The organism is Streptomyces sp. NPDC093600 (assembly GCF_044764755.1).
Lineage (GTDB): Bacteria > Actinomycetota > Actinomycetes > Streptomycetales > Streptomycetaceae > Streptomyces.
Map to the genome: position 1 here is coordinate 45,569 of NZ_JBIWIU010000020.1, position 13,496 is coordinate 59,064.

The window sequence follows — 13,496 nt, forward strand, 5'->3', positions numbered from 1 at the left end:
CAACCGCCCGATCCGGGTCCGGCTCGAGTCGCTGGAGCCACTGTCGAGTCATGAGCCGTGCCCTCCGGTAGGGGGATGATAAGGGTGCGCGCCTGTCGCCGGGCGCGCACCCGCTCCTTGTACTACTACAGCCAGGTGATCACTTCGTCGGCGGACAGGCGTAGCAGCCGGGGGAACGACGCGTCAGGGCGGGGTACACCGATGTTCACGACCAGGATCGACCGGTGACGGCCGTCGGGGAAGAACTCTCGGTCGACACCCGGCCGGTCGAAGCCGCTCATCGGCCCGGCCGCCAGGCCGGCCGCCCGGACGCCGATGATGAAGTACGCCGCCTGGAGGGCGCTGTTGAACAGGGCGGTTTCCGTGCGCAGTACGTCACCGCCGGCGCTCCCCTCGTAGAGGTTCTTCATCTCCGGCCGGAAGGGCAGGAGCCGCGGCAGGTGCTCGTGGAAGTACAGGTCGGCGGCCAAGACGGCGACGAGCGGGGCGTTCGCCGTCTTGTCGCGGTTGCCCTCCAGCAGGTGTGGCAGGAGCCGGGCCCTGGCCTCGTTCGTGCCGAGCATGAGCAGGCGCAGGGGCTGGCCGTTGACGCCGGTGGGGCCGTACTTGACCAGGTCGTGGACGGCATTGATCTGGTCTTGGGATATGGGCTGGTCAGTGAAGGCGTTCGCGGTGCGCGCCTCGCGGAACAGCAGGTCCTGTGCGTCGGGAGCGAGGGCGAGGAGGTCATGGGGTGGGACAGGAGATGACATGGCGGTCACGCGGGTGGGCTTCTTCCGTAGCTGGGATGAGGGGCGGGGCGGGCCGGCAAACGATGGTTCCGGACGGTCAGTGGACGGGTGAGGTGGCGGTGAGTCCGTCGCGGAACGCGGCCAGCAGGGCGGGTACGTCGTACTTGCGGGCCGCCGCGCCGAACACGTAGTTGTCGGGGCGCAGCAGCAGGGCTTGCCGCTGCATGCGGGCGAGGTGGGGGAGGTAGGTGCCGTCGAGGTCTAGGACCTCGTCCGGGCCGTCGGCCGTGGTGTCGTCGGTGATCCTGAGGAGGCGTATGCCGACCTGTTCGCACCATGCGACGGCGTCGCTGTCGAGCACATGGCGCGGGTGCTCGACCGCCAGGAGGGCGAGGCCGGTGCCGACTACCTGGTCGAACAGCCCGGTGCGGTCGCCAAGGCGCACTCGGCCTTGGCGGCCGAGTTCACCCGCGGGCTTCGCGGGCGTGCCGTCGCTGCCGCGTGCCAGGAGGCCGCCGGTGAGGGTCTGGGGCGGCATGCCCGCGAGCGGGTCGCGGCGGGCTGCCTGGTCGGCGAGCATCGTGGCGTCGCGCTCGGCGGCCGCTGCGGGGTCGGGCTCGCAGATGATCTTCCCCAGGTGCACCGACAGCTCGAGGGCGTGCTGGAGGTGCTGGGAGCGTTCGGTGGTGTAGGTGTCCAGCAGAGCCTCGTCGGCGTGGCCGGACAGGACGAGGTCGAGCTTCCAGCCGAGGTTGGCCGCGTCCCGGATGCCCGAGCACATGCCCTGGCCGGCGAACGGGGGCATCTGGTGCGCGGCGTCACCGGCCAGCAGGAGCCGCCCTTCGCGCCAGGTGTCCGCCCAACGGGCCTGGAAGGTGTAGACGGTGTGCCGTTCGAGCGTGGCGTTGCCCGGGTGCAGGTCCCATGGCGCGAGCAGCTTCCACGCCGTTTCGGCCCGGTTCAGCTCGCTGATCGTCTCGCCCGGCAGCCGCATGAACTCCCACCTGCGACGGCCCGGACCGCCCGACACCACCGTGCTCGGCCGTGCCGGATCGCACAGCTGCAGATTGCGCGGGGACCACACCCGGTGCCGGTCGTGCGGAATGACGTCGAGGACCAGCCAGTCGTACTGGAAGCCCAGGTCCCTCATCGCCGTGCGCATACGCGAGCGTACGAAGCTGTTCGCGCCGTCACAACCGACGGCGTAGGCCGCGCGGACGGTGCGGTGCCGCCGGACACCGTCACGCACCATCGGCCGGTCACCGGCGCTCTCCGCCACGGTCAGCCGGACGGATGTCGCGTCCTCGGTGAGGTCGACGGCTTCCCAGCCTCGCAGGATGTCGATGCCGGGCATCGCGCGGGCACGTTCCTCCAGCGCCGCTTCGAGCCGGGGCTGGGTGAAGATGTTCATGAACGGCCAGCCGGAGTGGCTGGTGTCGTCGAACGCGAGGCGCAGCAGCGTCTCCCCCTTACCGTTGCGCCACTCGTAGTCCTCGGCGGGTTCGCTGAGAGTGGGCAGGACGTCGGCCAGCCCGAGCGAGGCGAGGATGCGGGCGATCTCGTGGTCGAAGACCACCGCGCGCGGCAGCGGGTAGGGCTGCGGCCAGCGCTCGACCACACCGACCCGCCGGCCGCGCATGGCCAGTTGGATGGCGGCGGTCAGCCCCACCGGCCCCGCGCCCACCACCAGAACGTCATAATCGCTCGTCATCCCCGTACCCGTACGCGTGTTGTTGTCGGTCTGCATGGCTGTCTCGCCCTCCGGTCAGCTCGCGTCGTGGGCGCCGGTCATCAGCGCGGCGAGGTCTTCGGGCTGGAGGAAGGACGGAGGCACGGGCGGACCCCAGTTGTAGAGCGCGCGGACGTCCTCCCACACGCGCGGCGTCCACAGCTGGTCGTCGACGATGCAGTCCATGTCGGCGAAGTACTCGGAGAAGTTGCCGGCCGGGTCCTTGAGGTACCAGAAGAAGTTGGAGCCCAGGTGGTGGCGGCCCAACCCCCACACATGCCGCTCGGGGTGGCCCTCCAGCATCCAGGTGGCGCCGCGCCCGACCTCGTTCACGTCGTCGACCTGCCACGAGGAGTGGTGCAGAAACGGGATGGGCGCCTTCTGGACGAGGACGTTGTGGTGGTCGGTGGAGCAGCGCAGGAACGCCGCGCCGGGCACCAGGTCGCTGACCTTGAAGCCGAGGCCCTCGGTGAAGAACCGCTGGGACGCCTCCTGGTTCGTCGACCCGAGGACGACGTGTCCCAGCCGGCGCGGCCGGACGGGGCCCTCGCGCAGCACGCCGGGGGCGCGCACGTCGGGACGTTCGGTGCGGCCGGGGGCGTTGTACGGCACGGGCGCGGGCGGGGTCTGGAGGATGCGGGGCTGGGCCTCGACGGTGACGGTGACCTCGGTGCCGGGGTCGACCGCGCGAAGGGAGTGCGTGTCGCGGACGAAGGGCACGTCCAGCCGGTCCAGGGCCGCGCCGATCCGGCCCAGGTCGTCGATGTCGTCGGCGCCGACAACCAGTTCCTCCAAGCGGCGGCGGTTCGCGTGGACGATCTTCAGCTGTTCGCCGCCGTCGGAGGAGGCGAAACGCCCCCGGCCGAGGCTGGTGAGGCCGAAGTCGGCGTAGTAGGCGGCGGTCGCGTCGACGTCGGGGACGCCCATGGTGATGCGGGCAAGGCGGTGCAGGGCCATGGCGGGCTCCTCGGAGCAGTGAGGGGAAGGGAGTGTCCGGACGGCACACGGACGGTGGCCGGCGACCGTGTGCGATCGGGGCGGTTACGGGCGGCCGTGCGGGCCGTGCGGGTGGGCCGGGCCGGCGATCAGCGGGTTGCGGAGTTCGCCGATGCCCTCGACCCAGCTGCGCAGTTCCTCGCCGGGGGCCAGGAAGCGGCGCGGATCACGGGCACCGCCGACGCCGGCCGGGGTGCCGGTGAAGATCAGGTCGCCGGGCAGGAGCGGGCAGATCCGGGAGATCCAGGCGATCTGCTCCGACACCGAGAAGATCATCCGGCTGGTACGGGACTCCTGCATCGTCTCGCCGCCCAGCGCACAGCCGAGTGCGAGGTCGTCGCGGTCCGGCAGCTCGTCCGGGGTGACCAGGACCGGTCCGGTCGGGCTGAATCCGGGGAAGGACTTGCCCAGCGCGAACTGCGGCGCCGGTCCCTCCAGCTGGATACGACGCTCGGACAGGTCCTGCCCGACGGTGAGCCCCGCCACGTGACTCCAGGCGTCGGCGGCGCTGACCTGGTGGGCGTCGGTACCGATGACCGCGACCAGTTCCACCTCCCAGTCCACCAGGGTGCTGGGCAGTTCGATGGTGTCGTAAGGGCCGGCCAGTGACGTGGGGTACTTGGTGAAGACGGACGGCTGAGCGGGGGTGTCGAACGCCGACTCGTTCACGTGGTCGGAGTAGTTCAGGGCGACGGCGAAGACCTGCCGGGGACGCGGTACGGGGGCTCCCAGGTCCCGCTCGTCGAACGGGGCACGCTCGTGTCCGGCCGTGGCCGCCGATCCCGCCCAGGCGCGGAACTCGGGCCAGCGGTCGAAGACGGCCTGCGGGTCGGACGGGAACAGGCCGTCGCTGGCCTTCTCCGCGTCCACGACACCGTCGTCGAACACGAGCACCAGACGGCCATTGAGATTGGCTGTGCGCATGGGCGCACCACCTCCATGTCGAAGAGAGATCGAGAAATCGGTGATCGCCCGGGCGGCACCGCGATGTGCCGAGCCGGGCTCGCGGGCGCCGGGTCAGCGCCCGGGTCGCGGGGGTGCCGGCTGATCCCGGCGCCAGCGCAGGAGCCAGTGAGAACCCCGGGTCGTGACGGCGGTCAGCTCCAGCTTTCCGGGCCGGAATCGGACACCGCGCTCCAGGGTTGCTCCGACCCACGGTCCGAAGTGGCTGTACTGGACGTGATGGAGCACCGCTCCCTCCGCCGTACGCTCCCAGCGCCCGGCGTAGGCCACGGTCCCGTCAGGCGCGTCTGGCGGGTCGGTGAGGTCCGTACCGCCCTTGGGGTCGGATGTCAGGAGCGCGCTCATCCAGCCGTCGGCGGCGTACAGCAGCATTCCGCCGGGACGTTCACCGAGTGGGTGGGTGGTCACTCCTTCGCGTGTGGCCGAGAAGTCTTCAAGGACCCAGGCACCGATCAGCTCGTCCACAAGCACCTCTCACGTTCCTCACGCAGGGCCGGTCCGGCCGCGCCGGGCACAGTCAGAGCACGGGGCAGTGCCCGGTCGGCCGGACCGTGTGACCGACATCCGTCGACCACGCGCTCAAGCCAACCCTCACCCCCTGATCCGGCTCTCGGTCCCGGGAACCAAAGATCGGCCTCTCCTTTGGTGTGACAGCGCATATGGAGGAGGGTGCGGCGCCGGCCCCGGACACGGATGTACGCCGGAGGCCGCGGCCCACCGGCCCGCACAGTGCGTGCGCCCGGGGGGTGGTCGGCCGGTTCGCGCGGTGCCGGCCCTGGTCGGGAGGGGCGACGTGAGACCGATGCCTATGGGCCCGGGGGCCACATCGGCGTGACGGTTTGCGCTGCCGGGCCAAGACGTGCGGTGCCGATGTGCCTTGGATGGGGGAACCGTCCTCTCACCGCACGGGAGGAGGGTATCCGCGTACGGCGGATGTGCCCGCACCGGGCGAACGATCTCCGAAGCCGGTGCGGCACCGACCGTTGGTGCCACAACCGGCTTGCCCACGTTAGAAGTTGTCCCATGAGCCGCCTGTCCTCCGACCCGGAACCCGCTGCCTTCCCCCTTGTTGCGACGGACGGAGTGCCTCATCTGCGAGGCCGCCGCCGCGGTGGCCCATGCGTCCGGGACGACCGCTACGAGCTGGACGACGCCGGCTTCGCCGGAGCCGTCATGCGTGTCGCCTCGCGGCTGGCCGACCGGGGCGTGGAACGCGGCGATGTCGTCGCCGTGGCCCTGCCGAACCGGGTGGAGGCGCTGCTGTGCCTGTTCGCGTGCTGGCACATCGGGGCCATTGTCACCCCGGTCAACCCACGGCTGACCGCCGAGGAGCTGGTGCACCAGCTTGACGATTCCGGGGCGCGGCTGACCGTCGTCGACGCGTGCGCGGGCCCGCTCCTGCGGTCGCTGGGCCGTTTGGTAATGGAGTCCGACGAGCTGTGCGACGGGGGTCCCGACACGGTCACGCCCGCCGTACTGCCGGCGGGCGGTACGCGCCCCGGTGAGCTGGCGCTCCTTGTGTACACCAGTGGTACGACCGGCCGATCCAAGGGTGTTGAACTCACCCACGGCAATATCACCGCCATGATCGGGGCGCTGGCCGCTGTCCTGAAGCTCCCTCCCGGTGAGCGCGGGCTCGTCGTGCTGCCCCTGTTCCATGTCAACGCCTTGATGACGTGCGTCTTCACCCTCCACGCCGGAGGCGATCTGGTGCTGGTCGAGGGGTTCAGACCCGCCGGCTTCTGGCCTCTCGTGGAACGGCACCGGCCGGCGTACTTCTCGGCGGTCCCCACGATCTACCATCTGCTGACCGCCCTACCGCCGTCCGAGCGGCCGGACGTGTCCTCACTGCGGTTCGTCCTGTGCGGCGCCGCCCCCATGCCCGCCGCAGCCGTCGCAGCCTTCGAGAGCCGCTACGGCGTGCCGGTGGTGGAGGCGTACGGGCTGACCGAATCGACCGTGGCCCTGACCATGAACCCACCGGACGGGGTACGCAAGCCCGGCACCGTGGGGCCGCCGCTGCCCGGCGTGGAACTGCTCGTTCTCGGCGAGGACAGCCGTCCCCTGCCCACGGGTGCGGCCGGCGAGGTCGTCGCTCGCGGCCCCATGATCATGCGCGGGTACCACGGCCGCCCGCAGGAGACGGTGGCCGCGCTGACCGACGGCTGGCTGCACACCGGGGACGTGGGGCACCTCGACGAGGACGGCTACCTGACGCTCGTGGACCGCAAGAAGGACCTCGTCATTCGCGGCGGCGAGAACATCGCGCCCTCCGAGGTGGAGGCGGTGCTCCAGCAGCATCCAGCAGTACTGGAGGCCGCTGTCGTAGGCCGCTCCGACCCCGTCCACGGGGAGGTACCGGTGGCATGGGTCACCGCCCGGGCCGAGGCGACGGTCACGCCCGAGGAGCTGCGGGACTTCACCGCATCCCGGCTTGCCCGGTTCAAGGTGCCGCAGCACATCACGATCACCTGCGCTCTGCCGCGCAACGCCGTGGGAAAGCTCGACAAGCAGGCTCTGCGGACAATGCCGGCGGAACCCCAACTTCCGGATCCGCAGGACACCCGACGCAATGACAACCAGCCCGCCGAGGGGCACCGCTGACGCGCCCCCTCGACAGCTGCCGCCGGTGGCGCCGTGCCCGCAGCTATCGGTCGAGGTTCGCTCGGGCGGCGGGCCTCGAGATCGACCAGGGTTGTCGCGCAGGAGTCACCCTTGCGCCGAGCGAGATTGTCCACTCCCAGAAATCTGACGGTGCCGACTGACGGCTGTGGAACCAAGCGGAGCGAGTCCAATAGCACGTCCGCTGATGCAGATCCTTGGGGTCGCGGCCAGGCGGGCGTGGGGCGGCCCGCCAAGTGGAGGGTGATCGAGGCTGCGCTCGGCATCGTGACGCTAGGGCTTGCGGAGCACGATCGGCTGATCGAGGGCCTGAGGAAGTGCCACGTAGTGAGACTGAGCCGCAGTGCCATCGTTGCGAGACAACGGGATAGGCCCTGCCAGCTGTGACGGGTCAGTGATCTTCAGGGTGCTGGACTGTTGTGGTCTGGTGTTCCGTGTTTGGGGGTGGGACTGGGGGTTGCTGGAGCCGCTGTGTTCAGGCGTGCTTGGTGTGGTCTGGGGGCGTGTTCGGTTTGGTTGTTCGGGCGCTTGGCCTGCGGTCCGATAGTTGTGTGGGATTGATCTTGGATTTCTTGTAGGTGTGGTGACGCGTCTATAGGTGGCTGCACTCTTTGGGGGCTTGGGGTTCCGGATGGTGCTGGTCAGTGGCGTATGTGGGTGAGGAAGGCCCGGAGCGGGTCGCTCGCGTTGCTGGCCAGGCGGGGCAGTTTGAGTCGGTGGGCGATGAGGCTGAGGGCGTCGTCGATGGTGCGGTGTGGCTGGCTGGGCAGGGTGGCGAGTGCGCGGGCGAGGGCGACGGTTTCGGGATAGGTGACCAGGTCGCGGGTCAGCAGGGCGGGGGAGGCGCTGCTGGTAGCGGTGAGGTGGGGGTTGGTCGCGATCAGCTGGTTGAGGCGGGTGTGCCAGCGGTGGGTGAGGTGTTGCTGGTGGTCGTACCAGCGGGTGGTGATGGCGTGCGCTGTGGTCCAGGCGGTGGCGGCGCGGGGGTGTCGTAGGAGGCGTTGGTGGGCGTGGTGGACGGCGGTGAGTTGGGGCAGGGCCCACGTGTGGATGGGGGAGGCGAGCCGTGGGTCGGGGGCGGCTTGGTGGTGGCGCGGGCACATCAGCCGGTGCGGCGGCCGGTGAACCCAGGCGGTGTCGGTGGCGTCGTGGCTGCGGTGGCGGGTGCACAGGGTGCAGGCGCGGACGGGCTGTTGCTCGGCCTCGAGCCGTTTCCAGTGCGCGGCGGCTGCGGTGTGGTGTGCGTCGTCGGTGGGGGCGAGGCGGGGCACGGCGTGCATCAGGGGGAGTGGGATGCGGGCCAGGGCGGCGAGGCGGTGGCGGGCGGCGGTGCTGAGGTGGAGTTCGGCGGTCGGTGGCGTGCCGTGGCCGGTCAGCGTGATGCCGGAGCCGTCGAGGAGTTGGGGGAGCGTCAGCTGGTAGGTGTCGGCGAGGCGTTGTGCGTATGAGGCGGTCGCTTCGCCGTGCAGTGGTCGTACGCGGAACACGCCCGGTGCTGCTGACGGGGACTGCAGCCATACCTCTGTGGTGAGGATGCTGCGCGGGGCGGGGGCGGTCGCGGCACGGGCCGTGTCGTCTGTCGGCTCACGGGGTGCTGGTATTCCGGCTGCTGACTCTCACTTCGTTGTACACACAGATTCTCATCGAGATGTCCGAGTCGTTCAGTCCCTCAGCCCCTGCTAGGTCGTGCTCAACGGCGTTCCTGGTCGGATGCCCGATGAGAAGTGTGCCTGCCTGTATATGAGAAACGAAGAAGGCCACCACCGGCACTGCCGGTGCAGGCGAGAACACGTACACCTACGACCTCGCCGGCCGCATGGACTCCTGGACCAGCGGCACCACGACCGTGCCCTACGAATGGGACAAGTCCGGCAACCTCACCCGGCGAGGCGACATCACCGGCGTCTACGACGCCCGCAACCGCCTCCAAACGTGGGGCAACGAGACCTACACATACACGCCGCGCGGCACTATCCAGAGCGTCACCAAGGGGGGCAGCACAAGCACCATTAACAGCGACGCCTTCGAGCGCACCATCAGCAACGGCTCGAGCACGTTCACCTACGATTCCCTCGACCGAGTACTCACCGGCAATGGCGCCCGGTTCACGTACGACGGCGGATCCAACGACCTCGTCAGCGACGGTACGAGTGCGTACAGCCGCACGCCGAGCGGCACGGTTCTCGCACATGCTTCTGCCGGGACGGCCGCGGACGCCCAGCTGTCCCTCACGGACCAGCACACCGACCTTGTGGCCGGACTCAACAACACCGGCACTGCGGTCACCGGTTCCCGGGCATACGACCCGTTTGGTACTGTCACCGCGTCCCACGGAGCGAACCCTTCGGTTGGCTACCAGTCCGGCTGGACCGACAGTGCGACGGGCCAGGTGAACATGGCGGCACGCTGGTACCAGCCCGGCACTGGCAGCTTCACCTCGCGGGACACCTGGCAACTGGACCCTGTCCCCTCGGGGCGGTCAAACCGTTTCGCCTACGCCACGGGGGATCCGCTCAACCGAATCGATCCTTCAGGCCACGCTGACCTTAAGCACGGGGGTGGAGGTGGGGGGCCTGTAGGAGGCACCATCGGCGTCAAGCCGCAGCCTGCACCAGCCAAGCCTCAGCCCAAGCCTCAGCCCAAGCCTCAGCCGAAGCCCAAGCCCAAGCCGCGACCACGGCCTGGTCTTGACCTTGCGCAAGACAACTGCCGTGCTTCAAACCCGAAATGCAGCCGACCGGAGGACATATGGTCTGAACCGGCACCCGGCGGGAGCCGCGAGTCCGGTCCCGGCGGGGGCCGCGAGTCCGGTCCCGGTAGCGGCGGAGGCCACAACGGAAGCTGTGGACATGGGTGCGCCATACGGCCGCCAGCGCCCATTATCGATCAAAATGTAAATGACGGATCGCGCCCGAAGCCCGCACCTAATAGGCCGGCCCCCAAGCCTGAATGGGAGGACCAGAAGTGGAAGGCCGGTGACGGCTGGGCGCAGGTCTACAGCGCGAGCGAAATCCTGGCCCTACTGACCTCAGGGCAGAGCGAAGGCTTCATTCCAGAGGATGTTTGCTCTGGAACCTCCTTGGGTTCCAGTGCTCGGCTGATGGCAATCTTCTGGATCCGGAAACGGGTGTCGCGTACTGCAATCCCGCAGGCGGTCAAAGCTCAGGTAACACTTGTGTTCCCATGGCGGAGGCGCTGGCATCTAAGGCCGGCGGAGCCCTTGGGCTCGCAAATTGCAGGGCTGTTGGTTGCACGGCAGATGAACTCGCTGCCCTGTCCAAGCAGCTTGCGGACTACATTCATTCAAAGATCACTTTTTGGAAGGAGCGCGAAATTGGAAGACCACCGCTGTTACGATGGTAAGGAGGCAGGATGGCTCCCTTGTCGCTGTCGTCTCTGGCGTGGGTGAGTCGGGCCTGAATGCCGCCCAGCTGAGGTATGTGAACTCAATTACCGCACGTGATGAGCTGGGGCGCCCCAACATCGTGGTCGCTGGGAAGCTCAAGCATGTCCATGCGGAGGGCGTTGGTCTACACTATGCTGCCGGCAATGGGTTGACCCCAATAGCTGGGGCTGCTAATCGGAACGCTTGTTCTGCTCCTATGGGGTGCGAGGACTGGTTGCCCCAAGTTGGAGCAGTTCAAGTGGGCCCTGTCACCATTGGCGGCACGGGCAAGGTTCCTGGACAGGCGGGCTATATCTGGCAGGACTACGGCGCGTACAATGACTGGCTTGCGATGATGGGGTACCGATAGAGATGCATACCGGATCCTTGGACTGGTTTGACGATGCGCAGCTTGAGGGTGAAATCAGGCGCATGAACCCGGCTCAGCGCCATAAAGCGGCCTTCTTGGCCCTTAGGCGCCTTCAGGGGCCGTTGCTAGGCCTTCCGATGCCGGAGGAATGGGGGATTAGGGCGGAAGTTGTGGCCGCGATTCTCCAAGCCGGATCGGCGAGGCTAGATGGCGCAGTCGATCGCGATCTTCATCGTGCTATCGAGGCACTTCTGAGTGCCGATCTTTTTGAAGACGGGAATGAGGTGCACCCTGAGGGAAATGAGGAATTCCAGTTGGATGTGCTGTCTGCCTGGATTTCCTTGGAAGAGTCTCTTGGGGACATGGATGAGGAGACAATCTACGACATCCTCATGAGGGTGCGGCAGTTGGCGAACGCAACCGATGTGGTAGTCGATCAGTCTCTCTCGGTTCTTGAAGGGGAAGGCGATCATCGAGATTACATTCTCGGAGTGGGAGGGAGTCTCTCCGCCTATGGGCTTGGGTATTTCGGCACTCGGAATATCGAGCTTGAGCAAAAGTGCAATTCTGCTATCCTTTCCTTCGAGGGTGATGGCTGGGGTGGCTCGGAAGTCGGTAGAGAAGCCTTGGGGCTCTGTGATGAATTTGGACAAGAAGTTCTGTCGGTCCTGATTCGAACCTCAACTTTCTGAGACCGCGTTTGAGATCTCATTCAACGCGGATAGGTGACTGGGGTCGTCACCCCCTGTTGTCCCAGGTAGCGCCTAAGGGCTGTCGCGTAATGACTCCAAGTCACCTCGGGTAGAGCTGACCGCGGTGAAACCCATTGATCTACCCGGCGAGGACGAGGTTGTACATGCGAGCGATGCCGAGCATGGCCTGGTGGACGCCGTCGCCTTTGAGGCGGCAGTCTCGGAGGATCTTCCAGGTCTTCATACGGGCGAATACATGCTCGACCCGGCCTCGGACCTGCTTGTGCAACCTGTTGTGGTCCTCTTTCCAGGCAGGGGGATCGGTCTTGCCGCCCTCTCGACGGTGCGGGATGACTAAGGGCTGTCCCGCAAGTGCGGCCGTGTCTTGACCTGAGACCGGCTCGATAGGGTCAGGATCAGAGCCGACGGAAGAGGATCGTTCGATGGCGACGTACGACCAGCTGACCGAGTGGGCCGGTCTGGGGCATGTCACGCGAGCCGGACGGGACGTTGTGGCCGGCTGGCAGATCCCGGGCTTCATGAAGGCGCAGCTCGTCGAGGTGGGCGTCCCGGTAGCTCCGCGCCTCATCGAACGAGTCGTGATGCTGAGCGAGGCTGATCCGGTCCTGCTCACGTCCCGGGGCCCGCTCTACCGTCTCACCGAGCAGGCGGGCCCCGATGATCAGACCGAGCGGTCATCGTTCGGCGTCGAGCCGGAGACTGGAACGGTCTACTTCGTCATGCCGGATGGGGAGGCATGGTTCGCCAACTCGGGTGTCGGCGTGTGGCTCAGCGTCCTTCACCACTACGGCAGCTGCGTAACCGCCTCAGAGCTTCTCAGCGAGCCGGACGGCCCCGAGGAGTACCTCTCTGAAGGCGAGGAAGAGCGGGCTTTCGCCGAGCTGAACCGGCTTGCCGAGGAGCAGAAGGAGATCGACCCGGCAGCCTTCAACGGCTACGAGGGGTTTCTCTGGCCGGGGTTCCTGGACCGCTGGCTCTACTGAGCTCGGCCGGCAGATCCATGGCCCGCAGGTCTGGACCCGTGCGGGAGGCCAGGCCGCCCATGACTGAGATGATCTTCATGTGGGGGCTGTGATCACGGCGTCGGAGCCGTCATGGATAGCGCCGTACTCCGGGCTTACTTCGAAGCAGTTCGGCAAACTGATCACCGTGCTGCGGCGCGGAGGCTTGCCCGTGGTTTGCAGGGGCCGTCCGTGGAGTCTTCGGCTGGAAGACCGGGTGTTGCTGGTTGCCGCGTACTGGCGGACAAACCTGACCTTGCGGCAGCTGGCCCCCTTGTTCGGGATCTCGAAGTCTGCCGCGGGCCGGATCGTGAGCCAGCTCGGCCCCTTGCTCGCGCTGCGGCCGCGGAGCCGCTTCCGCAGAGACACGGTGCTGATCGTGGACGGCACCCTGGTGCCGACGCGGGACCACAGCGTGGCGGAGCAGTCCAAGAACTACCGCTACTCGACCAACCACCAGGTCGTCATCGATGCCGTCTCACGCCTTGTCGTCTCCGTCGGCCGGCCTGTGCCGGGCAACCGCAACGACTGCAAGGCATGGGAACTGTCCGGAGCCAAGAGCTCGGTGGGCAACACCACCGTGATCGCCGACGGTGGCTACCGCGGCACTGGTCTGATCATCCCGCACCGCCGAGAACCCGGCCAGACCGAGTTACCGGCCTGGAAGGAAGCCCACAACACCTCCCACCGCAAGGTCCGCGCCCGAGTTGAGCACACCTTCGCCCGCATGAAGACCTGGAAGATCCTCCGCGACTGCCGCCTGAAAGGCGACGGCGTCCACCACGCCATGCTCGGCATCGCCCGCCTCCACAACCTCGCCCTGACCGGATAGTGGATCTATGCCGACGGCTGATGAGGAGCACGTCTGAGATCACTTGCGGGACAACCCTTAAAGAGTGTTTTGTCCTGCCAGGGGTGTTTGGTAAGGCGGCGGTTCCGGCGGGTCGCGGTCGCTCCTGAGTGAGGTCCGTGGGGTTCAATGCGGG

General features: G+C 67.6%; 11 protein-coding genes and 1 pseudogene. 5 read left to right on the forward strand and 7 right to left on the reverse strand.

The annotated features are described in order from the left end of the window. Window positions 1-125: 125 nt before the first annotated feature. The 5 genes from ACIRB4_RS30835 to ACIRB4_RS30855 all read right to left on the reverse strand — a co-directional run bounded on the left by ACIRB4_RS30835 (window position 126) and on the right by ACIRB4_RS30855 (window position 4,890). Window positions 126-752, reverse strand: coding sequence for a malonic semialdehyde reductase (locus ACIRB4_RS30835; RefSeq protein ID WP_403295829.1), 627 nt, complete (start codon window positions 750-752; stop codon window positions 126-128). 76 nt (window positions 753-828) lie between these two features. Next, a complete protein-coding gene (locus ACIRB4_RS30840; RefSeq protein WP_403295813.1) occupies window positions 829-2,442 on the reverse strand; it encodes a bifunctional 3-(3-hydroxy-phenyl)propionate/3-hydroxycinnamic acid hydroxylase in 1,614 nt (537 codons plus the stop codon). A gap of 54 nt (window positions 2,443-2,496) precedes the next feature. Next, window positions 2,497-3,417 carry a VOC family protein gene (locus ACIRB4_RS30845; RefSeq protein ID WP_403295815.1) on the reverse strand — a complete coding sequence of 307 codons (921 nt, stop codon included), beginning with the start codon at window positions 3,415-3,417 and terminating at the stop codon, window positions 2,497-2,499. Window positions 3,418-3,501: 84 nt separating this feature from the next. Further along, window positions 3,502-4,380, reverse strand: coding sequence for a fumarylacetoacetate hydrolase family protein (locus ACIRB4_RS30850; protein WP_403295816.1), 879 nt, complete (start codon window positions 4,378-4,380; stop codon window positions 3,502-3,504). A gap of 93 nt (window positions 4,381-4,473) precedes the next feature. Beyond that, window positions 4,474-4,890, reverse strand: a complete 417-nt coding sequence (locus ACIRB4_RS30855; protein ID WP_403295818.1) for a lipocalin-like domain-containing protein — start codon at window positions 4,888-4,890, stop codon at window positions 4,474-4,476. 552 nt (window positions 4,891-5,442) lie between these two features. Between ACIRB4_RS30855 and ACIRB4_RS30860 the strand changes: the two genes are divergently transcribed. Next, the gene (locus ACIRB4_RS30860; RefSeq protein WP_403295820.1) at window positions 5,443-7,023 is read left to right on the forward strand and encodes a class I adenylate-forming enzyme family protein; all 1,581 of its coding nucleotides are present in this window, start codon (window positions 5,443-5,445) and stop codon (window positions 7,021-7,023) included. A 659-nt stretch (window positions 7,024-7,682) separates the two neighbouring features. Here ACIRB4_RS30860 and ACIRB4_RS30865 read toward each other — a convergent pair. After that, window positions 7,683-8,528, reverse strand: coding sequence for a TniQ family protein (locus ACIRB4_RS30865; protein ID WP_403295822.1), 846 nt, complete (start codon window positions 8,526-8,528; stop codon window positions 7,683-7,685). Window positions 8,529-9,292: 764 nt separating this feature from the next. Between ACIRB4_RS30865 and ACIRB4_RS30870 the strand changes: the two genes are divergently transcribed. Beyond that, entirely contained in the window at window positions 9,293-10,450 is a 1,158-nt protein-coding gene (locus ACIRB4_RS30870; RefSeq protein WP_403295830.1) for an RHS repeat-associated core domain-containing protein, read from the forward strand. 363 nt (window positions 10,451-10,813) lie between these two features. After that, entirely contained in the window at window positions 10,814-11,488 is a 675-nt protein-coding gene (locus ACIRB4_RS30875) for a hypothetical protein (protein WP_403295823.1), read from the forward strand. A gap of 139 nt (window positions 11,489-11,627) precedes the next feature. On the opposite strand, the pseudogene ACIRB4_RS30880 reads toward ACIRB4_RS30875, so the two are convergent. Continuing rightward, a pseudogene (locus ACIRB4_RS30880) lies at window positions 11,628-11,855 on the reverse strand (transposase); the annotation flags it as partial. Between the two features lie 76 nt (window positions 11,856-11,931). On the opposite strand from ACIRB4_RS30880, the gene ACIRB4_RS30885 reads away from it, so the two are divergent. Together ACIRB4_RS30885 and ACIRB4_RS30890 are read left to right on the forward strand one after the other, a co-directional pair. Continuing rightward, the gene (locus tag ACIRB4_RS30885; RefSeq protein WP_403295824.1) at window positions 11,932-12,492 is read left to right on the forward strand and encodes an SUKH-4 family immunity protein; all 561 of its coding nucleotides are present in this window, start codon (window positions 11,932-11,934) and stop codon (window positions 12,490-12,492) included. A 79-nt stretch (window positions 12,493-12,571) separates the two neighbouring features. Beyond that, on the forward strand, window positions 12,572-13,342 hold the full coding sequence (locus tag ACIRB4_RS30890) for a transposase (protein ID WP_403295825.1): 771 nt from the start codon (window positions 12,572-12,574) through the stop codon (window positions 13,340-13,342). Window positions 13,343-13,496 lie beyond the last annotated feature (154 nt).